Consider the following 21915-nt stretch of genomic DNA (forward strand, 5'->3'; position numbering starts at 1 on the left):
GCGACCGCCGCCATGGCGACACCGGGTCCTGGGCGACGTCGACCACGTCATCTCGTGCCACCGGACTCGGTCATGGGCAAGGTCTGGGCCAGCCAGTCGGCCGGGTCGGTGAACAGCTTGATTCCCAGAAAACGCCGTGCCGCGTCCACCAGGTTATCCAGCGGCATGTCCTGGGAGGCCGCCGGGTCGCGGATGATCAACAGGGGGGGCAGACGCTCGCGCTGGGACCATTGCTTGAGGTCGCGATAAGCGCCCTGCAATCCTTCCGCCCCGGGCGCCACGCCGATCCCCCAGTACGGAGAGGAACGTTGCGCCGATGACGCCTCGCCCAGCGCCAGGGGGAGCGTCTCCCAGGCCAGGCCACTGAGTGCCGAAAGACGTTCGCAGGTGGCATTCACCGCCTGGGGCGTGGGCCGCCCGATGGTCACCAGGCTGGCCTTGTCGCGACGTTGACTGGCGTAGGCGCGCAGGCCCGCTGCTTGATCGTTCATCGCCGTCCTCACTCATCCGGGGACAGCGCCACGTGCGCCGTCAGCAGATGGATCGACCCCGCCAGCAAGGTGTCGGGGCTCATGCGCTTGCGTTCCCCGGCCAGGCGCCGCACCACCGGACGCGTGTCCAGCGCCCAGCCCGCATCGCTCAGATCCAGACGCAACGCCAGTGCCGCCAGTTGTGCGGCCAGGTAGACGCGCAGCTCGCAATCGAGCGGCGACACGCCACCCAGCTGCTGCCAGGCCGACCGCATCAAGCGCGGCAGGTCGTCCTGCTCGGTCTGTCGGTAGATGAAAGCGCGCATGTCGATATCCAGCGCATCGCCGACCTGCCCCAGCCAGTGATAGACGCCGCGTTGCCGCCCGTTCTCGGGGTCATGTGCCGTGGCGACCCACAGGCTGAGGGTCGGCGCCTCGTGCTCGGACAAGGCCACCGGCAAGCGGGCGAGCGTGACGCGTCGCGGACGTCCACGCAGGCGACAGACATGCTGGCCGCAGGGCTCGGCGAGAGAGGCGAGCTCGCCGACCGCCAGTCGCTCGCCGGCATGCCAGACGCGCTGCTGCACGCGCACCCGCGCCAGCCAGGGGCTCTCGGAATCGTGCAATTGCTGCCGGACATCGCTCTCCGGGACCCGGGCGAACACCACCCAGTGACTGCCCAGATGACGACGCGCCAGGGTCAAGCGCTGGGCGTCGGACGGCGGCCAGCGATGCAGCGGCCAGGCCAGCGGCAAGACATCGCCATTGGCATCCAGCGGCAGCATGGGCGGCACCCAGTCCATGCCGCGAGGCTGACCGCCGGACCAGACCAGGCCCGTGGCCTCGGCCTCGCGAATCGCCGCGATCATCGGCGGCGGCGCCAGGTGGCGTTCGAGCCAGGCCTGTTGCGCGGCCCGCGGCGCCTCGCGCTGTCGCCAGGCATCGATCAGCAGTGTCATCCCGGGAACGGCCGCCTGCAGCGTTGCCATGACCCTTGCCAGTTGCTGTCGCTGCGCCAGCAGGTCGCGAGACAGCGCCTGCACGCCCTGACCGGACGCGGAGGGTCGCAGCATGTCGGTCAGCACGTTTTCATCGTAGGTGAACGGCGACCCCTGCTCCACGGCCAGTGCTTCTTCCAGCAGGTCGGGGGCTTCGGCCAGACGAATGTCCTCGGGGACCCGCTGCCCATGAGACACGTAGTAAAGACGCAGCCGGTGACGCATGACCACATCGAGCACCGCCCCCAGACGAGGTGCCTCGTCCACCTTGGTCAGCAGGCAGCCATAGAGCGGCGCCCCGGCATCCCGCGAGGCCCGCTGATAGGTCTCGACGACCTCTTCGAGCGTATCGCCGTGGCTGGCGGCATTGAGCAGCAGCAAACGACGTACCGGGCGCGCGGCGCCGCCGAGTCGCGCGATCTGCCCGGCGACGCGCTGATCGCGCTGACTCATGCCGACGGTGTCGACGATCACCATGCGCTTGCCCTCGAGGCGCGTCAGCAAGCCTTCCAGATCGTCCTCGTGATGCACCGCGTGCACATCGACGCCCAGCAGGCGTGCGTAGATACGCAATTGTTCGTGCGCGCCGATACGGTAGTCGTCGGTGGTGACGAGAGCGACATCGTCCCCCCCGAAGCGCATGACATAGCGCGCCGCGAACTTGGCGGTGGTCGTGGTCTTGCCCACGCCGGTGGGCCCCACCAACGCGAAGACGCCGCCCTGCTCGAGCATCGATGCCTCGTCATCCAGGACATCCAGGCGGCTTTCCAGCTGGCGACGGCTCCAGGCGAGCAGGCCAGGGTCGTCGGGCGTCGCCTGGGAGAACTCCTCCGGCAGGTCATCGAGCATTTCACGTACCAGGCGCGCACTGAAACCGGCGGTGATCAGCCGCTGGCGCAACACGCCTTGTACCCCGGGACGCGCGTTGCGGGCACGCGGCGTCTCGGCAATGTGCGACATCAGCAGCTCGCGCATGGCCTGCATTTCGGCGTACAGGCGTTCTTGCCCCACCGGCGACGCGGCGTCGGCGGAAGACGTTTCGGCGGGGCGCGACTCGGCATGCTCGACCAGGGAGGCCTGCGCGTCTTCAGCCACGGCCACTACCTCGACCCCGTCATCGACACGCCGGTTGGACAGAATCAGGGCGTCGTCGCCCAGCGCATCGCGCACCTGACGCATGGCCTCGCGACTGTTGACGCCCAGGAACCGCATCACGCTCATGAACGGGCTCCGATCGTGGTGGTGACACGCAAGGTACGATCATCGGGAATTTCGGCGTTCGACATCACCACCAGGTGGGTGATGCGCCGGCGCAGGAAGCGCGCCAGCAAGGCCCGCAGGCCGTGCTGCACCACCAGCACGGCCGGGTCGCCGCGCGCCTCCTGGCGCTCGACGGCGGATACCGCCTGCTCCATGAGCGTGTCGGCCAGCCCGGGCTCCAGGCCACCGCCGTTGCTCAACGCCTGGGTCAGGACCTGCTCGAGGTTGGCATCCAGGCCGATGACGTGCATCTCCTGGTCGCCGGGGAACCACTGCTGGGTGATCGAGCGTCCCAGCGCGACACGCACCATGGCCGTGAGTTCGTGCGGATCGGACTGCTGGGGCGCATGCTCGGCCAGGGTGTCGAGAATCGTGCGCATGTCGCGGATCGAGACTTCCTCGGCCAGCAGGTTCTGAAGGATGCGCTGCATCGCGGTCAACGACAGCAGCTTGGGCACCACATCCTCGACCAGGGACTTGTTCTCGGCGGCGATCTTGTCGAGCAGTTGCTGAACCTCCTGGCGGCCCAGCATGTCGTTGGCATGACGATGCAGCAAGTGATTGAGGTGCGTGGCCACCACGGTGCTCGCATCCACCACGGTGTAGCCGTAGACCTGCGCGCGTTCACGCTGCGCCGAGTCGATCCATACCGCAGGCAGACCGAAGGCCGGGTCCTGAGTGACCGTGCCTTCCACCTTGCCGGACACCTGACCCGGGTCGATGGCCAGCCATTGCCCCGGATGCGCATCGGCGCGCCCCACTTCGACGCCCTTGAGCGTGATGACGTACGTCGAGGCACCCAGTTCCAGGTTGTCGCGGATATGCACCACCGGCGGCAGAAAGCCGACATCCTGGGCGAATTTCTTGCGCACGCTCTTGATGCGCCCCAGCAGCTCGCCCTGCTGACGATGGTCGACGAGCGGGATCAGCCGATGGCCGACCTCGAGTCCCAGGGTGTCGACCAGTTGCACGTCATCCCAACTGGCCTCAGGTACCTCGGGCTGCGGCGGCGGTGTCTGCGGCGTTGCCGTCGAGGGGGCGGCCTCGCGCTGATTGCGGCGCCACATCCACCAGGCCAGGCTCCCCAGCAGCACGGTGAACAGCAAAAACACCAGGTTGGGCATGCCCGGCACCAGGCCCAGCAGGCCCATGACACCGGCGGCCAGCATCAAGACCTGCGGATTGTTGAACAGCTGGCTGATCAACTGCTGGCCGACATCCTGGTCGGTATTGACGCGCGACACGGTGACACCCGCCGCGGTGGAGATCACCAGCGCCGGGATCTGTGCCACCAGACCATCGCCGATGGTCAGCAAGGTGTAGGTATGCCCCGCCTCGGAGAAGCTCAGGCTGTGCTGGGCCATGCCGATCGCCAGACCACCGATCAGGTTGATGAGCATGATGATGATGCCGGCGATGGCGTCGCCGCGCACGAACTTGCTGGCCCCGTCCATGGAACCGTAGAAATCCGCTTCCTGGGAGATTTCCTGGCGCCGCGCCCGGGCATCTTCCTCGCCGATCAGGCCGGCATTGAGGTCGGCATCGATGGCCATCTGCTTGCCGGGCATGGCATCCAGGGTGAAGCGCGCGCCAACCTCGGCGATGCGCCCCGCCCCCTTGGTGATGACCATGAAATTGATGACCACCAGGATCATGAAGACCACCAGCCCGACGGCGAAGTTACCGCCGATCAGGAAGGCGCCGAAGGCCTCGATCACCTTGCCGGCCGCGTCGCCGCCCTCGTGGCCCTCCATCAGCACCACGCGCGTGGAGGCCACGTTGAGCGACAGGCGCAGCAGGGTCGAAAACAGCAGGACCGCCGGGAAGGCCGCGAAATCGAGAGGCTTCTGGGTGAACATGCTGACCAGCAACACCATCACCGCCAGCGTGATGTTGAAGGTGAACAAGAGGTCCAGCACGAATGCCGGCAGTGGCAGGATCATCATGGCCAGGATCATGATGATCAACACGGGTCCGGCCAGGACCTTCAAACGGGTGTCGTTCAACCACTCACGACGCCCCCATAGCTGACTTAACGCATTCATGGCGTGTCCTTGGCTCCGGCAACGTTATGCTGGGAAGGGTCCAACTCATTCGGCACGGGCAGGTCGTGTGGCGTATCAGGCCAGTCACCTCCCTCCTCGCGCACGCGTTTCAGGCGATAGGCCCAGGCGAGCACTTCCGCCACGGCGGTATACAGCGTCGCCGGCACTTCCTGGTCGATGTCCACGTGCTGATGCAGAGCACGCGCCAAGGGCGGGGCTTCGAGCAGTGGCACGCCATGGGCCTCGCCGAGTTCTCGAATGCGCGTGGCGACCAGATCCGACCCCTTGGCCACGACGCGCGGGGCTTCCATGTAACTCCCCTCGTAGCTCAGCGCCACGGCATAATGCGTGGGGTTGGTCACGATGACATCCGCTTCCGGCACCTTGGCCATCATGCGGCGCCTCGCCATGGACTGCTGCTGGGCACGCATGCGCGCCTTGACCTGGGGGTCGCCCTCGGTTTCCTTGTGCTCTTTCTTGATCTCGTCCTTCGTCATGCGCAGCTTCTTGGTGAAACTCCACAGCTGGAACGGCACGTCGATGAGCACCACGACGATGAGCATCGCCACGCATAGGGACAGGCACAAGGCGGCGAGATCCATGCCCCGCGCCAGGGCTTCGCTGAGCGGCAGGCTCATCAGGCCCAGCAGATCGCCGCGATTCAACCACAGGAACGCGACGGCCACGCCGCCGACCAGCACCGACTTGGCCACGGCCTTGCCCAGCTCGGCCAGCACCTGCGACGAGAACATCCGCTTGAAGCCCTTGAGCGGGTTCAGCTTGGAGATCTGGGGCTGCAGCGCCTTGCCGGAAATCAACCAGCCGCCGAGCATGACCGGCGCCGTCAGCGCCACCACCGTGACGATGAGGAACAAGGGCAGCAAGGCCAGCAGCGTATTTTGTCCCAGGGTCCAGACGTGCGCCATCAAGACGGCGGTATCGAACGCCTCGGCACGCGAGAACAGGAACGATTGCTCCATGACCACGCCCATGCGGTCATAGAGATGCCCCCCCAGCGACCACAAAGACCCGACCCCCACGGCAAGCAGCATGAAAGTGGTCAATTCGCGCGAGCGCGCGACTTCGCCATCTTCCTTCGCCTTGTCGAGTCGTCGAGGTGTCGGGTCTTCTGTTTTTTCCTCGTCGCTATCCTCGGCCATGACCCTCTCTGACGTCGCAGCGTCGGGCGTCCCACGCCTGGACGAAAGCCCAGTCGCCGAACGGCCTGTTCATCGAATGCGAGCTATTTTCGAGGCAACGAGGAGAAGACGATCATCGGAATAGCGCCCACTATGCCCTGTTATTCAAGGCACGCGACGCCAAACGCTGCCGGCGAACCCCGGCAGCGTCGGGAGGAGGTCAGAATCCCAGGCTGTCGAGCAGATCGTCGACCTGGTCCTGACTGTTGACGACATCGGTACCCTCGGGCTTGACCTGAGGCCCGTTGAGGAGCTCGTCATCGCCTTTCTTGGTCTTGCGCGAGCGCTCGTCGGCGAGCTGTTGCAGCTCTTCCTTGTTATGGCTGTCCGGTGCGGTATCGATCAGCACCTGAACCAGCTGCTGCTCGATCTCGCGGATGACGTCCATCATCTTCTTGATGACCTGGCCGGTCAGGTCCTGAAAATCCTGGGCCATCATGATTTCGAGCAGCTGCGCGTTGGTCGCCTTGGTCTGGGTGGGCACGTCGTGCAGAAAGGCACGCGTATCCCTGACCAGTTCCTTGGCATCGTCCAGCTCGACGGGCGCGGCGAACCACTCTTCCCAGCGTCGGTCGAGCTGCTCGGCCCCCGTCTCCATGCGCTCCTGCAACGGTTGCGCCTGATCGATGGCGTTCAACGACCGCTCAGCGGCCTGCTCGGTCATGGCGGCGACGTAACTGAGGCGATCCCGTGCGTCGGGAATCGCTTCGGCCGCTTTTTCGATCTCTTTGTCCAGCCCCAGCTCGCGCATGCTTTCATGCAGCATGCGCGTCATCTTGCCGATCTTATGGATCAGATCGTCTGCGGGGGTGCCATCCGTGCTGTTCTCCGGCTCCGTTTCACCGCTCATGGCCTGCCTCCCTCGTGCGAACTTACTTGCCCAATTTCTCGAAAATCTTGTCCAGCTTCTCTTCCAGCGTCGCGGCAGTGAATGGCTTCACGACATAACCGTTCGCCCCGGCCTGTGCGGCAGCGATGATGTTCTCTTTCTTGGCTTCCGCCGTGACCATCAGTACCGGCAGGTCGGACAACGCATCGTCCTGACGAATCTCCTTGAGCATCGAGAGACCATCGAGGTTGGGCATGTTCCAGTCCGACACCACGAATTCGAAGCCGCCGGCACGCAGTTTGTTCAGCGCTTCCTGCCCGTCCTCGGCTTCATCCACATTGTTGAAGCCCAGTTCCTTGAGCAGGCTGCGCACGATACGCCGCATGGTCGGGAAATCGTCCACGACCAGAATGCTCATGTTCTTGTCCGCCATATATCCTCCGATTCACTAAAAGCTGACCCATTGACTGACAACCCCGCCCGGGTGACGCCCCATGGCGCCACCCGGCGTGCGGCATGCTTAGAATTCTTCCCACTCGTCCTCTTCTTGGGTGACCGGCGCGCGCTTGGCCGGCACACGCTGAGAGGCACCCTGCGCAGAGGTCGATGGCGTCGCGGACGATCCGGCGGACTTGCCGGGCGACGTATTGGCACGCGACAACTGACGCGTGCTGCCGCCCGGCAGACGGAACGTGGACACCACGTCTTCCAGGCGCTGCGCCTGTTCCTCGAGCGACGCGGAGGCGCTGGAGGCTTCCTGAACCAGGGAGGCATTCTGCTGGGTCACCTGGTCCATCTGGGTCACGGCCTGGCTCACCTGCTCGATGCCGTCGCTCTGCTCCTGCGACGCCGCGGAAATTTCATCCATGATGTCGCTGACGCGCTTCACGGCCTGCACCACGTCGCGCATGGTGGTTTCGGCATTGCCGACCAGCTCGGAGCCCTGCTCGATCTGTGTGGTCGAGGTGTGGATCAGCCCCTTGATTTCCTTGGCGGCTTCGGCACTGCGGCTGGCCAGGTTGCGCACCTCGCTGGCGACCACGGCGAACCCGCGGCCCTGTTCACCGGCACGCGCCGCCTCGACCGAGGCGTTGAGCGCCAGAATGTTGGTCTGGAAGGCGATCGAATCGATCATGCCGATGATATCGGAGATCTGCTTGGAGCTTTCGGTGATGCCCTGCATGGTCGTGGAGACCTCCTGCATGACATCGCCGCCGCGTCCGGCCGTGGTCGAGGCATCATTGGCCAGGGAACTCGCCTGACGCGCATTGTCGGCGTTCTGGCGCACGGTGGAGGTCAGCTCTTCCATACTCGACGCGGTTTCCTCGAGCGAGGCGGCCTGCTGCTCGGTGCGCGAGGACAAATCGGCGTTCCCGGAGGCAATCTCGCGGGCCCCGCCATGAATCGAGCCGCTGGCCTCGCGCACGGAGGTGACCGTCCCCACCAGGCCTTGCTGCATGTCGCGCATGGCGTTGAACAGGCGGCCGATTTCGTTCTTGCCACGTTCGTCGACATGGTGCGAGAGGTCGCCCTTGGCGATGTGTTCGCAATGCTCGACCGCTTCATCCAGCGGCTTGACCACGGACTTGACGAGCACCAGACGCACCAGAATCGCCACGATGATGGCGAGAACCAGCAGCACGATGGACAGGATTTCCATCAGCTGGCTGTTGCCGGCATCCGCCACGATGGCGTCGCCGACACGCCCCTCGGCATACTTGATGAAATCGCGCACGCTATCGTCGAGGTCGTCCATCAGCGGGTTGATGCGCTGATCGTCCTCGGTACGCACGGCATCCTCGCCGGCGTTCATTTCACGTTCGATTTCGTCGCGCAAGGCGACAAAAGCCTCGTCGATGCGTGCCGCGTATTCTTGTCCGGCATCCGTCTTGGTCACCTGAGCGAACTGATCGATACGATCGCTTGCCTGGCCCACGGCGTTGGCAACCGCTGTCTGCAAGTCTTGCGCTCGCTCGGTATCCCCGGCTTCCACCGCATTTCGGTAGCTGGCCAGCAGACCGCGCGCACGTATCAGGTTCACGGTGGCGCGGTTGATGGTGTTGGTCTGCTCGAACCCGATGGTGCCGATGGTCTCCATCGCCTCGGCGCTTTTCTGGTTCGAATAGAATCCCATGGCGCTGATGATCGCGCACATGACGACCATGACGGTCAATGCGATCGTCAAGCTGGCCCTGACCGAAAGGTCGTTCAGCATTTTTCCCATGTCGTCTCCTGAAGAGTTCCCTGGCGTCGGTTGCAATGATTGAGTCGGTGATGAATAAGGGTGGCCCCGGTTTATTGTCTAGATCGCGGTCATACCCGCTGCGCGCGCCCGGAGGCTTCGGCGCGTTTCATCAGCGCAGCGGGGATCTCTGAGAGCGCAATGGTATCGATTGCCGCCCCCGCGACGATCGCCTCGCGCGGCATGCCGAACACCACGCAGCTCTCTTCGTCCTGGGCCAGGGTGTAGCTCCCGGCCTGACGCATCTCCAGCAAGCCCGCCGCGCCATCCCGGCCCATACCGGTGAGAATCACGCCGATGGCGTTGCGCCCCGCACTCTGTGCCGCGGAGTGGAACAATACGTCCACCGAAGGGCGATGGCGATTCACGGGCGGCGCATCGTCCAGGCGTATCACGTAGTTGGCGCCCGAACGGGCCAGCTTCATGTGCCAGTCACCCGGCGCGATATAGGCGTGACCGGGGAGCACGCGCTCGCCGTCGACCGCCTCCTTGACCGAGATCCGGCAAAGCTTGTCGAGACGCTCGGCAAAGGATTTCGTGAACCCCCCCGGCATGTGCTGTGTGATCAGCACCGCCGGGCTGTTCGCCGGCAAGGGCTCGAGGACATGACGAATGGCTTCGGTGCCCCCCGTGGAGGCGCCGATGATGATCACCTTCTCGCTCGACAGCAGCGGCGCCTTGAGCGGAGCCTTGTCCTTCGCCGGAGGCTGCTTGGCCACGGCACGCGGGCGCGAGCGCGCCGCCGCCCGAATCATGTCGGCGATCATTTCCGTGTACTCGAGCATGCCCTCGCGGATGCCCATTTCCGGCTTGGCGACGAAATCGACCGCCCCCAGCTCCAGCGCACGCAAGGTGATCTCCGACCCCTTCTGGGTCAGCGACGACACCATCAATACCGGCATGGGTCGCAAGCGCATCAACCGCTCGAGAAAGTCGAGCCCGTCCATGCGCGGCATTTCCACGTCCAGCGTCAAGACGTCAGGATTGGTGCGCTTGATCAAGTCACGCGCCACCAGGGGATCCGGCGCCGTGGCGACGACCTCCATGTCCGGCTGGCTGTCGATGATCTTGCTCATCAAATCGCGAATCAGCGCCGAATCATCGACACACAGCACCTTGATCTTGTTCGAGGTCAACGCCACTACTCCTTAATCTTCATGCACACATGTGACGCGGGGCCACGCGCGCCGCGCCTGTCGCCACGATGTCGAGCACGACACACTCATATAGATCTACTATCGGCCAGTACCATGTACGCTGAAGGGTCAGCGCGATAATTCGTACACGGTCTGCCCTCGCAGCCTGAAACTCTGGGTCAGGTAGGAGAAATTCTCCGAATGGCCGGTGAACAGGAGGCCATTGGGCTTCAACAAGGGCGCGAAACGCTCGAGGATGCGTGCCTGGGTTTCCTTGTCGAAGTAGATCATGATGTTACGGCAGAAAATGGCATCGAAGGGTCCCTTGGCCGCCCATCCCGACGCCGTCAGGTTGAGCGGCTGAAAGTCGACCATGGCCGCCAGCTCCGGCCGCACTTTCGCCATGCCGGCGCGAGCGCCACTGCCACGCAGGAAGAACCGCCGACGATATTCCTCGGAGACTTTTTCCAACTGATCTACTGAGTAAATGCCCTGGCGCGCCTTGTTCAAGGCATCGGTATCGATGTCCGTGGCCAAGACTTCAGCCTGTTGCGCACGACTCCCCAGGGCCTCGCTGAGCGTGATGGCGATCGAGTAGGGCTCCTCGCCCGTCGAGGCCGCCGCACACCAGATCCGCACGGGGCCGCTCACCTGCTTGACATGTTCCGCAAGCAGCGGGAAATGGTGCGCTTCTCGGAAAAAAGAGGTCAGGTTCGTCGTCAGGGCGTTGGTGAACGCCTCCCACTCGGAGGAGTCGGGCCGCCGATCCAGCCGGTCCAGATAATCAGCGAAACGGCGCATCCCGTGCAGCCTCAGCCGCTTGGCCAAGCGGCTGTAGGCCATTTCACGCTTGTGCGACGCCAGCACGATGCCGGCGCGCTGATAAATGAGCGTACGGATCTTGTCGAAATCCGCCTCCGTGAATTCGAGGTCACGGTCGGCGGTTCCGAACAGGCCAGGATGTTCCTCCTGCGGCGCAGGAAACTGACGAAAATCGCTCAAAAGGATTCCCACTCCTCTTCATGTGCCGAGCGCTTGTCATGCAAGGCTCGCTGGTTATGGCCCTCATCGGACGCGTGCTTCGTCACCGCCTGCGCTTCCCGGCGCTGCGGTGCGGACGCCCCCTTGCCCTGACTGCGCCCAGGCGATGACGACGCTTGCGAGGACGACGTTTGCGAGGACGGCAAGGCGCCCGAGGCCTTGTTGCGGCGCACGGTTTCGAAGCCACTCCCCGAGAGACGGAAGACGGCCACCGACCGCGACAGCTCGGTGACGCTTTGTTCCAGGTTCGCCGCGACAGAAGCCGTCTCTTGTACACGGCGGGCATTCTGCTGAGTCACATCGTCCATCTGGGTGATGGCCTGGTTGATCTGCTCGATGCCACTGCTCTGCTCGTCGGATGCCGCCGTGATCTCGTTCATGATGTCGTTGACGCGAGCAACCGAGTTGACGACTTCCTCGATGCTGCTCTCGGCCTGGCGCACCAGCTCCGTGCCGCCTTCGACTTCCTTGGTCGAATTGTCGATCAGCTCACGGATTTCCTTGGACGCCTGCGCACTGCGACTCGCCAGGTTGCGCACCTCACCGGCAACGACGGCGAACCCGCGGCCCTGCTCGCCGGCCCGAGCGGCTTCCACGGACGCGTTCAAGGCCAGGATATTGGTCTGAAAGGCGATCGAGTCGATCATGCCGACGATATCGGCCACCTGGTGCGAACTGTCGCGGATGCGCCCCATGGTGCTGACCACCTGCCCCATCACCTCGCCGCTCTGGCGCACCGTGTCGCTGGCAGTGCTGGAAAGCTGGCTGGCCTGGCGCGCGTTATCGGCATTCTGCTTCACCGTGGCGGTCATCTCCTCCATGCTCGACGCGGTCTGCGCCAGTGACGCCGCCTGCTGCTCGGTACGCGAGGAAAGATCTTCGTTGCCCTCGGCGATATTGCGCGTCGCCGGCGTCACCACTCCCACGTTTTCGTTCACTTCCTTGACGATGTTGCCCAGGCTGCGGCGCATGGTATCCAGCGCACGCGTCAAGCGCCCGATCTCGTCCTGCTTGCCGCCCTTGAGGGTGGCCCCCAGGTTGCCGGCTGCGATCTGCAGGGAGAAGTCGAGCGCTTCACGAACCGGCCGCAACGTCGAGCGCACCGTGAAGATGCCCAGCAGCACCAGCACGACCACCCCCGCGATCAAGACACCGGCCTGCCACATGAGCATGGTCTGCTGGGTCTCGGCGGCCTCGTTGGCCATGTCCAACGCGGCGCTGCGCTTTTCGTCGACCAGGCTGTTGAGAAGCTCGCTGGTCTCGCCGCGCTCGCCCTGCAGCACATCGTTGTAGGCGACATAGGCTTCGTAGAAATCGCCCGCGTTGAGCGTGTCGAGCACGACCTGCATGCCATCGTTCAGGTAGCGCTGGACGGCGGCATCGAAGGCCTCGGCGGCTTCGGTATGGTTGTCGGGGCGGCCCTGATAATAGGCATCCCAGGTCTTGCCGAGCCGGGCCATCAGTGCCTCGGCCTCGGCCGTCACCGCCTCCATGTCACCCGACATCGGGTTGCTCACCGGCTTGTCGACCAGTTCGCGACCGCTCGACATCAACTGGTCGATTTGCTGCAGACGTGCCACGTCTTCCAGCCCTTGCTGGGACAAGTCCTGCAGCTTGGCACCCGCACCCTGCAGGCTCACCATCGAGAGTGCACTGCTGACGGCCAGCATCAGCACCGCAACCACCACCATGCTCACCAGGCGGCCCTTGAAGGTATTGACCCTGAGGCGCTTCAGGCGCGCCAGCAAACCGGTATGCTGAATCGCCCCGCGCTCGAGCTTGACCCCGCGGCGCTTGCCCGCGGACAAGGCGGCATAGGTACGCTCTGCCTCGGCACGGGCCCGGGCGGAGGGTTTGACACGCACCGAGGTATAGCCGACCACCTCGCCGCCCTCGAAGATCGGCGTCACGGTCGCATGCACCCAGTAGAAATCACCGTTCTTGCAGCGGTTCTTGACCAGCCCGGTCCAGATTTCCCCTTTCTTGAGCGTCGCCCACATATTGTCGAATGCCGTCGGCGGCATGTCCGGGTGACGCACGATGTTGTGCGGCGACCCCACGAGCTCGTCGTAGGTGAAGCCACTGATCGCGACGAAGGCCGGATTCGCGTAGGTGATGACCCCTTTCACGTCCGTACGGGACAGCAGGTAATCTTCATCCGCGAGCTCGTGCTCGCGCTGGGTAACGGGCTGGTTGTTGCGCATGGTACGGTTCCCTGGTGTTCTGTTTTTATTGATTTATGCCGCGACATCTCTCGACGCGGCCGCTGGTGTCGTTATTTGGTTTGCTGCTCGACCAGTGCCATCTCTTCGCTGGTCAGCAGCTTCTCGATGTCCACGATGACGAGCATGCGATCCTCGAGGCTGCCCAATCCACTGAGGAAATCGGCGGAAAGCGTCACCCCGAACTCGGGGGCGGGCTTGATCTGATCCGACGACAGCGTCATGACATCGGAGACACCGTCGACGACGATCCCCACGATGCGGTCGGAGACGTTGACCACGATCACCACGGTCTGCCCTTCGTACTCGACCTTGTCGAGATTGAACTTGATGCGCAGATCAACGATGGGAACGATCACGCCACGCAGGTTGGTAACGCCCTTGATGAAGTCAGGCGCATTGGCGATGCGCGTCACGTTTTCGTAACCGCGAATCTCCTGCACTTTCAGAATATCGACGGCATACTCTTCACTGCCCAGCGAGAAGACCAGGTATTCCTGACTTTGGGTGTCGATGGCCGCCTCGGCAGCCTGGGTCATGTCACTCATGAAACTACGTCCTCCTGGCGTGATACGGTGTTTTCAGCGTGCTTGGGAGCGCTGGAGCGCTGACGATGCAAGCGGTTGACATCGGCGACGTCGAGGATCAACGCCACGCTGCCGTCCCCGAGGATCGTCGCCGCGGAAATCCCCGGCACCTTGCGATAATTGGTTTCGAGATTCTTGACCACCACCTGCTGCTGGCCGACCAGGTCGTCGACGAGCAAGGCATAACGGCGCCCCTCGGCTTGCAGAATGACCGCGATGCAGCGGGTCGGGTCCCGCTCGGCTCCCTGGATGTGCAGGATGTCGTGCAAGGCGATCAGGGGCAGATATTCGTCACGCACCTTGAGCAGCTTGTCGTCGCCGGCCATCGAATAGATGTCGTCATGACTCGGCTGCAGGGATTCGAGTACCGCCGACAGCGGCAGAATGAAGACTTCCTGCCCGCTCTTGATCGACATGCCGTCGAGAATGGCCAGGGTCAGCGGCAGCACCACGCGGGTCGTGGTGCCCTCGCCGGGCCAGGACTGGATCTCGACGTGGCCGCCCATGGCCTGAATATTGCGCTTGACGACATCCATGCCCACCCCGCGGCCGGAGACGTCGCTCACCTGGTCGGCGGTCGAGAAGCCCGGCGCGAAGATGAGCTGCCAGACCTCGTCGTCGCTCATGCTGTCGGACACGGCCAGACCGTTATGCGCCGCCTTGGCCAGGATCTTGTCGCGGTTGAGGCCGCCCCCATCATCCTTCACCTCGATGAGGATGTTGCCGCCCTGGTGCTGCGCGGACAGGGTCAGCTTGCCGGTGCGCGGCTTGCCTACCGCTTCGCGGGCATCGGGCATTTCGATACCGTGATCGAGACTGTTGCGCACCAGGTGAGTCAGCGGGTCGATGATGCGCTCGGTCAGGCTCTTGTCGAGCTCGGTGGACTGCCCTTCGGTGACCAGCTCGATATCCTTGCCCAGCTTGCCGGTGAGATCCCGCACGAGACGAGGAAAGCGGCTGAACACATAGTCCATGGGAACCATGCGGATCGACATCACCGACTCCTGCAGGTCGCGGGCATTGCGCTGCAGCAGGTTCATGCCGTTGACCAAGGGCCCATGCGCGACCGCGTCCAGCTCGCTGGCGGTCTGCTCGAGCATCGACTGGGTGATGATCAGCTCGCCGACGAGGTTGATGATCTGATCGACTTTCTCGACGGGCACACGGATCGTCGCCGACTCGGCGCCGGCCTTTTTCTTGGCCGGCTTCTTGTTCGCCGGCTCGACCTTGCCGGGTGTCGCCGGCGCACTCTCGGCCGGCTGTTTTTCGGCCGGCTTGTCTTCCCGGGGCTGAGACGCGGTGTCTTCCGCCGGGGGCTCCGGCATGTCGGCGGCGGGCGCCGCGGACGTTTCGGCACTGCCGGGGGCGGGTATCGCGGTGATGCTCAACTGCTCCGGCTCGACGATGAAGCACATGACGGCTTCGATATCGTCACGGCTGGTGGCACTTTCCAGTACCACTTCGTAACGCGAGGCATCGCCATGCTGTTCGTTGATGGTGCCCAGGTTGCCCAGCTCTTCGACGAGCAGCTCACGATCCTTGTCGGATACGTTCAACAGCGCCACTTTCAGCCAGCCACTGTCTTCCGCCGCCTCATCCACAGGCTGCTCGGTGTCGGGAGTGGCGGCGGCGTCCTGCTGCGCTGACGACGTCTCGTCGCCAGCGTCACCGGCGGCGGGAGCGGCATCCGCTTCGCTGTCGCTGCCCACGCTATGCCCGAGTTCTTCCAGCGCCAGCTGTTTCAGCGTCTGGCAGATACGAGCGTAGGCCTCCGGGTCCGGTTCGGCGCCATTGCGATAGGCATCAAGCTGGTCGTGAAGCATGTCCTTGGTTTCCAGAAAGAGGTCGACGATATCCGTGCGCAACTTGAGCTCGCCTTGCCTGGCGTTATCCAGCAAGTTTTCGAGCATGTGCGTGGTTTCCTGGAGCACGCTGAACCCGAACGTCCCCGCACCCCCCTTGATCGAATGCGCGGCACGGAAAATGGCGTTGAGCTGTTCCGGGTCCGGCTCATCGACATCCAGTTCGAGCAGATGGCGTTCCATGTCGCCCAAAAGCTCTTCGGCCTCTTCGAAAAAGGTCTCGTAGAATTCGGTTATATCCATGCTCTTTCCACGTGATCGTGATCGTTAGGGAAACACTGCATAAATGCCCGTGCGAGCGAGTCGCTGCGTTGTGTGGTACTCGAACGCTCGCCTACCCCCCATGTCATGTCTCGCATGCCGCGCCCCCTTCGTCTTGCGCCTCGTCTCGCTCGCCGCCCTGTCAAGCGCCCTCAGGGCGATGACTGATCTTGCCCTTCACCGCCACCGGCGGTGCGCTCGTAGACTTGGGGAAGCGCGTTGTGCATCAGCGAGTTGGCACCCTGCGTGGGTGATAGCGTCGCGTCTTGCGTGCTTGCCGCACTGTCTATGACGCCCTCCGGGGTCGACGCCCCCGGCGCACCTTGATCGCGTATCTGCTCGGCGGCACGCTCGGACAGCACGACGATGCTGATGCGACGGTTGACGGCATCGCTCGGCTGCGTGCCTTCGAGATTGACACGCGCCCCCATCCCCGAAACGCGCAGCAATTTGCTGGAATCGAGCCCTGCGGCCACCAGGGCCCGACGCGAGGCATTGGCTCGGTCGGCGGACAACTCCCAGTTGCTGTAGCCCTTTTCCCCGCCGGCATAGCGCAGGTCGTCGGTATGTCCGGTCAGGCTGATGGCGTTGGGAACGTCATTGAGCTCCGGCGCGAGCGCCTGCAGCAGATCGCGCATGTAGGGGGCAAGACGCGCGCTCCCCAGCTCGAACATGGGCCGCTTGTCGGTATCCACGAGCTGAATCCGCAACCCTTCGGGAATGAAGTCGGTGCGCAGCTGGGAACTCATCTGACGAAGATTGGGATCCTCTCTGACTTCGCGCTCGAGCCGCTCGCGCAACGCCCGCAGGCGACGAATCTCGTCGCTCGGCCGGGACTGCTGGCGAATGTCCAGGCGCCGTCGTTCGCCTTCCGAGAAGGTGGGATCCGCGCCCCCGCCGGGGATCGCACTGGTACTGGCGGTAGACTTGTCTCCCCCGGTCAGCGCCACCGCCAGGGGCGTGCGAAAATACTCGGCGATATTGTCGAGCTCGTTCTTGGGCACCATCGACAGGATCCAGAGCACGAGAAACAGTGCCATCAATGCCGTCATGAAATCGGCGTAGGCAATCTTCCAATTCCCTCCGTGGTGCCCCTTGCTGACCACCTTCTTGCGCTTGACGACGATCGGACGACGCTCGCTCATGCTTATCCCGTCCCGGTGCCGCGCGTGGAACTACCCTCGGAGCGCACATGCTCCTCGAGCTCGGTGAACGAGGGACGCTCAGCCGTGAACAATGCCTTGCGCCCGAACTCCACCGCCAGCTGCGGCGCCATGCCGTTGAGGCTGGCCATGAGCGTCACGCGGACGCACTGCAGCATCTTGATCGCCTCGGTGACCTGCAACTGCAGACGTTGCGACACGGGAAGCACGAAGCCGTATGCCAGCAAGATGCCCAGGAAGGTCCCCACGAGTGCCTGCGCGATCATCTGCCCCATCGCGGCCGCCCCCTGGTCGGCGGCTCCCAGAGCATGCACCACGCCCATGACGGCCGCGACGATGCCGAACGCCGGCAAGCCGTCGCCGACGCTATGCAGGGCGTGCGCCGGGATTTCCGCCTCATGCTGGAAGGTATCGATCTCATGCTCCATGAGCGTATCGATCTCGAAGGGATCCATGTTGCCGCTCACCATCAGACGCAGGTAGTCGGTGATGAAGGCCATGATCAGGGGGTCGTTGGCTATCTTCGGATAGTCCGAGAAGATGGCACTGTCCTCGGGGGCGTCGATATCACGCTCGATGGCCAGCATGCCGTCCCGCCGTGCCTTGGTCAGCAGGCGGTACTGCAGCGCCATCAGTTCCATGTACATCGTCTTGTTGTATTTCGTCGTGCGCTTGAGCTTCGAGAACGTGCGCAGGGTCGCCTTGATCGACTTGCCATTGTTGGCCGCGATGAAAGCACCGACGGCAGCCCCGACGATCATGAGAATTTCGGATGGTTGAAAGAGTGCGCCGAAGTGGCCGCCGACCAGGGTATAGCCGCCCCCGATCGATGCGATAACAACCAAATAGCCGAGTAGAATCAACACAGCAGAACGCTCCTAGCGACATGCATGACTGGCCCGTTGATATCCCTATCGGCAGGAAGCGACGCGGCTTGAATGAAAAAACGTAAAAGCCTTGCGTCGCTCCCGGTCGCCCTCTCGGGGTATCGCTCGAAAATGGCGGCCTTACATGCCTCTGGCGACCAGCCGGCGCCCGGTCATGCTGTCCCGCTCACTGAGAGGAACGGGGTTTCGTGGGGTCGCGGCGCGCTCTTCCTGACGCTTTTTTCGCGTCTTTCCGGCACGCGAGGGAGGCTGGCAGATTCCACACACGAAGTCCTGGTCCGGGCTGTGTGCGTGCGCCACGAAATGCCCACCGCAACTGGTGCACGCGGAGAGCTGCATCATGCCGCTCTCGAAGAAGCGGATCAGCGTCCAGGCTCGGGTCAGCCCCAGTACCGGTTCGCTCTCGTCGAGACTCACCTGCTCGAGGTACAGGCGAAAGGCCTTGACGAAGGCCGACATCCGTTCGCAACCGCAATCTTCGAGAAGACTCCAGTAGATGTTGTAAAACAAAGACGAATGAATGTTCGGCAGCCAGGTAATGAACCAGTCGGTCGAAAACGGCAGCATGCCCTTGGGGGGCGACATGCCACGCACTTCCTTGTAGAGCTTGATCAAACGGCCGCGACTCAGGTCGGTCTCGGTTTCGAGCACCTGCAAGCGTGCCCCGAGGTCAATCAATTCGATGGCGAGCTGCACTTGCAGCATCTCGCCGACCAGGCTTTTCTCACTCACGACGCTACCCCTCAGTTCGAAGAGACGGACGGGCACTCGCTACGTGCGCTCGCCATCAACAGGGCAGCATGCGTCTGCCCCAACCCCTGCTCGCGCTGATTGTGCGTCAGCTTGCGAAGTTGCTCGGGCTCGTCATAACAGAGCCGGCACAGCAGTTGATTCGTGCGTGAGAGTTGCGTGAGCTGTTTGATCGACAAGGACGCGATGAGGTCCGCCATCTCGTCGTCGATCTTGAGGCGAAAAAGCGCGGTGGTGCGATCTTCGCTGATCATGCGCTGCGCGAGCAGCAGGTAGGACAGGTTGATATCTTGGATATCATCCAGAAGGCTATCGGTTTCCATAAAGTTTCCCTGCGTACGACGTTATTTTGGTGAAGGAGACTTCTTTGGCCTCTCTCCGGTGAGTCGCTTCTCTTGGCTGACTCGATTCTTACCGTCGCATCATTTTGAGACGTTTTTATGAAAAGATTCAACATCTCCTACAGGAGGACCAACAAAATATTACAAAAAAGGGATGAGGCCGCCCACACAGGAGTACGATGCTGCACCACAAAAAAGCATGAAAGTGCCCTAGCCATCGGCCTGTTGACGGAATCAAAGCCTCTATGACGAAACTTATAATTAGTCCGTTACCGTTACCGGGTGCGTCAATACGTCGCAGACGTTCGTGGGAACTAACGCGAACCGGAAAGCGCCGACTCGGCCAAGGAAGCCTGCTCTCGTTCCAGGTCATAGACCCAGGCCAGCAACTCGGCAATCACCTGATAGAGGGTGGGGGGAATTTCCGCATCCATGTCGACCTGCATCAACAGCGCCACCAGCTCAGGCGCATCGTGCACGAATATGCCTTCGTGCTTGGCCTTCTCGACGATACGCTCGGCCAGTTCGCCATAGCCCTTGGCAACGACGACGGGCGCGGCCGAGGCATCCTGGTAGGCCAGTGCCACGGCACGCTTTCTATCATCGCTGCGCTCACTCATGGCCTTCCTCGCTCGTCTCATCGGTGGCACGCACGTCGATCACTGCCTGGACCCCCAAGGCATCGAGACGTCCATGCAAGGCCTCGGCCTGCGCCGACAAGCGCTCCAGCGTCTCGCTGCGAGGCGCTGAGAGCGACAGGGAGAGACGCTCGGCCTTCAGTGTCATGGCAATATGAACATCCCCCAGGTGCGGCAGGGAAATGTTCATTTCGCTGTGCCAAGGCGCGTTATGGCGTTGCTGGCCGCTTTCCTGGCCCGCTTCGCCACGCTCGCCACCTGCCCACTGCTGCAGCGTCATCGCCATCATGATCCCCGGCCACAGCATGCCTTCCCAGCGAAGCGTCGGCGTGACCAGCATCTCGAGCTGATGACGCACCACCGACTGCAGGGTCTCGCTCTGGTCCGCACCGAGTTGCTGCCATGGCGAGGATGTCGCGGCCCCCTGCTGTGATTGTGCCTGTGCCTGGGAGGGAACGGCGGCTTCCGCTCGCGCCGCCGCCTCGGGCAGGCTCGCCGAGCCGAAGACACGAGGCGCACCGGCCACCGGGCTTGCCGATGGCACCGGGCGCAGCGTGGTAATGGTCGCCAGGGAGTCGGCCACGTTCATGCGAGGCATGGAAGGCGACCCGTCGGCTGCACGCCCCTCCGCACCCGATCCGGGCATTGCAGCGGGAACCCCGACGCCTGCTGACATACGCGGCATCAAGGCCATTTGCGGCTCGCGCGATAGTGCGGCCGTCGACCACTCCCCCTTGAACCAGCGCGCCAGGTGCGACTCGTAGAACACCCCGCTTTGCTGAATGTTTTGCTGCAATTGGGCCGCCAGCACACGCGGCGATGTCTGCCCGGCTTCCAGCAAGGGCTGGGAAGACACGATCGATGACTGCGGTGCGGGGAAGCGCGCCAGCACATCGGCGATGGTGCGCGCGGCGGCACTGAAATGCGTGGCGGCGGATGCAGGAGACGAGGACGGCTCGCCCCCTCTGGGCAGACCCGCGCCCTGTTCGAGGGGCGCCTGGGGGCGCGTCGGCGTGAATTCGGCCTGGGAGGCACCGCCTTGCTTGAGTCCGCCGCCCTGGGTGAACGCCTCGATGGCATTGCCGGGCAACATCGGCTTGACCGGCTCGGGCAGATCCCGTGCCACGGGGGTATCGACACGCTGCCCCAGCACCTGATGAAGCAGCGTGTCGATGATGGGATTGATGCCGCTCACGTGCGGCCTTCAGTGCCCGGCGAGGGGCGCATGCGTTGCGACAATTTTCCTTGCCCCTGGTTGTAGGCCCGCATCAGTGCCTGCTGGCGCCGCGAACTGCCGATCAATTGCGACAGTTCCTCGCAACGCGCATCGAGGCGCTCCCGTATGGCGCGATCGTGCTCGAGAATCTCCTCGAGTAGCTCAGCACAATGCCGGCGTTCCTGTTCCGTGAGACGGTCGCTCTCTGGCTCGCGCCGCAGCTTCTCGACATCCGCCACGAACCGGGCACGCTGCTGGATCAGTGCGTCCCACTCCTGCTGGTTCGCACTTTCCAGCATGGCCCGCGAACGCACCAGCATGTCCGCGTAAAGGTCGAGACGGCCGGACGCATCGCTCATGTCAGGCTCCATCCACTTGCGGACCGATCTCGCGCCAGGCAGAGCCGATGTCGTCGAGCAGGCGTGCCGCTTCATCGAGCGCGGCCTGATCGTTATGCCGATTCGCCTTCATCAGCAGGCGGACGACATAGTCATACAGACTCTCCAGCCGCTCCGCGAGTTCACCGCCCTGCTCACGATCGAGCGCCGCCGCCAGACCATTGTTGACGATGTCCATGGCCTTGGAGATCGACTGCCCCTTGGCAGCGATGTTGCCATCTTCCATGTGAAGCTTCGCCGCCCGAATGGCCGCCTGGGCGCCATCGAACAGCATCACGATGAGTCGATGGGGGCTGGCAGACATCACCCCGGACTCGACACCGACACGGGCGTATGCCTGGGCCCCGCGCATCATGTTCATGTTAGCTCC

At 63.5% G+C, this 21915-nt stretch carries 20 protein-coding genes; all 20 read right to left on the bottom strand.

What is annotated here, in order from left to right; all coding sequences use genetic code 11:
- Positions 1-47 precede the first annotated feature (47 nt).
- The 20 genes from CSAL_RS10220 to fliS all read right to left on the bottom strand — a co-directional run bounded on the left by CSAL_RS10220 (position 48) and on the right by fliS (position 21906).
- A complete protein-coding gene (locus tag CSAL_RS10220) occupies positions 48-491 on the bottom strand; it encodes a hypothetical protein (protein ID WP_011507310.1) in 444 nt (147 codons plus the stop codon).
- 8 nt (positions 492-499) lie between these two features.
- Complete coding sequence (gene flhF, locus CSAL_RS10225; RefSeq protein WP_011507311.1) at positions 500-2689, bottom strand: flagellar biosynthesis GTPase FlhF; 2190 nt, start codon at positions 2687-2689, stop codon at positions 500-502.
- Positions 2686-4773: a flagellar biosynthesis protein FlhA gene (gene flhA, locus CSAL_RS10230; protein WP_011507312.1), complete on the bottom strand. Its 2088-nt coding sequence runs from the start codon at positions 4771-4773 to the stop codon at positions 2686-2688. The genes flhF and flhA overlap by 4 nt, the downstream gene beginning before the upstream one ends.
- Positions 4770-5933, bottom strand: coding sequence for a flagellar biosynthesis protein FlhB (flhB, locus tag CSAL_RS10235; RefSeq protein WP_011507313.1), 1164 nt, complete (start codon positions 5931-5933; stop codon positions 4770-4772). The genes flhA and flhB overlap by 4 nt, the downstream gene beginning before the upstream one ends.
- Positions 5934-6132: 199 nt before the next feature.
- A complete protein-coding gene (cheZ, locus tag CSAL_RS10240; RefSeq protein WP_011507314.1) occupies positions 6133-6822 on the bottom strand; it encodes a protein phosphatase CheZ in 690 nt (229 codons plus the stop codon).
- Positions 6823-6844: 22 nt separating this feature from the next.
- Entirely contained in the window at positions 6845-7234 is a 390-nt protein-coding gene (cheY, locus tag CSAL_RS10245; protein WP_011507315.1) for a chemotaxis response regulator CheY, read from the bottom strand.
- Between the two features lie 87 nt (positions 7235-7321).
- Positions 7322-9025, bottom strand: coding sequence for a methyl-accepting chemotaxis protein (locus CSAL_RS10250; protein ID WP_011507316.1), 1704 nt, complete (start codon positions 9023-9025; stop codon positions 7322-7324).
- An 89-nt stretch (positions 9026-9114) separates the two neighbouring features.
- Entirely contained in the window at positions 9115-10179 is a 1065-nt protein-coding gene (locus CSAL_RS10255) for a protein-glutamate methylesterase/protein-glutamine glutaminase (protein WP_011507317.1), read from the bottom strand.
- 129 nt (positions 10180-10308) lie between these two features.
- Positions 10309-11181: a CheR family methyltransferase gene (locus tag CSAL_RS10260; RefSeq protein WP_011507318.1), complete on the bottom strand. Its 873-nt coding sequence runs from the start codon at positions 11179-11181 to the stop codon at positions 10309-10311.
- Positions 11178-13424 (bottom strand): methyl-accepting chemotaxis protein, encoded by a 2247-nt coding sequence (locus CSAL_RS17785; RefSeq protein ID WP_011507319.1) that lies wholly within the window; start codon positions 13422-13424, stop codon positions 11178-11180. The genes CSAL_RS10260 and CSAL_RS17785 overlap by 4 nt, the downstream gene beginning before the upstream one ends.
- A 71-nt stretch (positions 13425-13495) precedes the next feature.
- A complete protein-coding gene (gene cheW, locus CSAL_RS10270) occupies positions 13496-13990 on the bottom strand; it encodes a chemotaxis protein CheW (protein WP_011507320.1) in 495 nt (164 codons plus the stop codon).
- Positions 13987-16134 (bottom strand): chemotaxis protein CheA, encoded by a 2148-nt coding sequence (gene cheA / locus CSAL_RS10275; RefSeq protein WP_011507321.1) that lies wholly within the window; start codon positions 16132-16134, stop codon positions 13987-13989. The genes cheW and cheA overlap by 4 nt, the downstream gene beginning before the upstream one ends.
- 170 nt (positions 16135-16304) lie before the next feature.
- Positions 16305-17297, bottom strand: coding sequence for a flagellar motor protein MotB (gene motB, locus CSAL_RS10280; RefSeq protein ID WP_011507322.1), 993 nt, complete (start codon positions 17295-17297; stop codon positions 16305-16307).
- Positions 17298-17299: 2 nt separating this feature from the next.
- Entirely contained in the window at positions 17300-18181 is an 882-nt protein-coding gene (motA, locus tag CSAL_RS10285; protein ID WP_011507323.1) for a flagellar motor stator protein MotA, read from the bottom strand.
- 141 nt (positions 18182-18322) lie between these two features.
- Positions 18323-18934 carry a flagellar transcriptional regulator FlhC gene (flhC, locus tag CSAL_RS10290; RefSeq protein WP_011507324.1) on the bottom strand — a complete coding sequence of 204 codons (612 nt, stop codon included), beginning with the start codon at positions 18932-18934 and terminating at the stop codon, positions 18323-18325.
- 11 nt (positions 18935-18945) lie between these two features.
- On the bottom strand, positions 18946-19275 hold the full coding sequence (flhD, locus tag CSAL_RS10295) for a flagellar transcriptional regulator FlhD (RefSeq protein WP_011507325.1): 330 nt from the start codon (positions 19273-19275) through the stop codon (positions 18946-18948).
- A 332-nt stretch (positions 19276-19607) separates the two neighbouring features.
- The gene (locus tag CSAL_RS10300; protein ID WP_011507326.1) at positions 19608-19913 is read right to left on the bottom strand and encodes an EscU/YscU/HrcU family type III secretion system export apparatus switch protein; all 306 of its coding nucleotides are present in this window, start codon (positions 19911-19913) and stop codon (positions 19608-19610) included.
- Positions 19906-21126, bottom strand: coding sequence for a flagellar hook-length control protein FliK (gene fliK, locus CSAL_RS10305; protein ID WP_011507327.1), 1221 nt, complete (start codon positions 21124-21126; stop codon positions 19906-19908). The genes CSAL_RS10300 and fliK overlap by 8 nt, the downstream gene beginning before the upstream one ends.
- Entirely contained in the window at positions 21123-21506 is a 384-nt protein-coding gene (gene fliT, locus CSAL_RS10310) for a flagellar protein FliT (protein WP_011507328.1), read from the bottom strand. Before fliT ends, fliK begins: the two co-directional genes overlap by 4 nt.
- A 1-nt stretch (position 21507) precedes the next feature.
- Positions 21508-21906, bottom strand: a complete 399-nt coding sequence (gene fliS / locus CSAL_RS10315) for a flagellar export chaperone FliS (RefSeq protein ID WP_011507329.1) — start codon at positions 21904-21906, stop codon at positions 21508-21510.
- Positions 21907-21915 lie beyond the last annotated feature (9 nt).

It is taken from the genome of Chromohalobacter israelensis DSM 3043, assembly GCF_000055785.1.
GTDB lineage: Bacteria > Pseudomonadota > Gammaproteobacteria > Pseudomonadales > Halomonadaceae > Chromohalobacter > Chromohalobacter israelensis.

What these genes read in the sequence shown, in the direction of transcription:
- CSAL_RS10220 (WP_011507310.1), bottom strand. Translation starts at nt 491, where the DNA reads ATGAACGATCAAGCAGCGGGCCTGCGCGCCTACGCCAGTCAACGTCGC.
- flhF (WP_011507311.1), bottom strand. Translation starts at nt 2,689, where the DNA reads ATGAGCGTGATGCGGTTCCTGGGCGTCAACAGTCGCGAGGCCATGCGT.
- flhA (WP_011507312.1), bottom strand. Translation starts at nt 4,773, where the DNA reads ATGAATGCGTTAAGTCAGCTATGGGGGCGTCGTGAGTGGTTGAACGAC.
- flhB (WP_011507313.1), bottom strand. Translation starts at nt 5,933, where the DNA reads ATGGCCGAGGATAGCGACGAGGAAAAAACAGAAGACCCGACACCTCGA.
- cheZ (WP_011507314.1), bottom strand. Translation starts at nt 6,822, where the DNA reads ATGAGCGGTGAAACGGAGCCGGAGAACAGCACGGATGGCACCCCCGCA.
- cheY (WP_011507315.1), bottom strand. Translation starts at nt 7,234, where the DNA reads ATGGCGGACAAGAACATGAGCATTCTGGTCGTGGACGATTTCCCGACC.
- CSAL_RS10250 (WP_011507316.1), bottom strand. Translation starts at nt 9,025, where the DNA reads ATGGGAAAAATGCTGAACGACCTTTCGGTCAGGGCCAGCTTGACGATC.
- CSAL_RS17785 (WP_011507319.1), bottom strand. Translation starts at nt 13,424, where the DNA reads ATGCGCAACAACCAGCCCGTTACCCAGCGCGAGCACGAGCTCGCGGAT.
- cheW (WP_011507320.1), bottom strand. Translation starts at nt 13,990, where the DNA reads ATGAGTGACATGACCCAGGCTGCCGAGGCGGCCATCGACACCCAAAGT.
- cheA (WP_011507321.1), bottom strand. Translation starts at nt 16,134, where the DNA reads ATGGATATAACCGAATTCTACGAGACCTTTTTCGAAGAGGCCGAAGAG.
- motB (WP_011507322.1), bottom strand. Translation starts at nt 17,297, where the DNA reads ATGAGCGAGCGTCGTCCGATCGTCGTCAAGCGCAAGAAGGTGGTCAGC.
- flhD (WP_011507325.1), bottom strand. Translation starts at nt 19,275, where the DNA reads ATGGAAACCGATAGCCTTCTGGATGATATCCAAGATATCAACCTGTCC.
- CSAL_RS10300 (WP_011507326.1), bottom strand. Translation starts at nt 19,913, where the DNA reads ATGAGTGAGCGCAGCGATGATAGAAAGCGTGCCGTGGCACTGGCCTAC.
- fliT (WP_011507328.1), bottom strand. Translation starts at nt 21,506, where the DNA reads ATGAGCGATGCGTCCGGCCGTCTCGACCTTTACGCGGACATGCTGGTG.
- fliS (WP_011507329.1), bottom strand. Translation starts at nt 21,906, where the DNA reads ATGAACATGATGCGCGGGGCCCAGGCATACGCCCGTGTCGGTGTCGAG.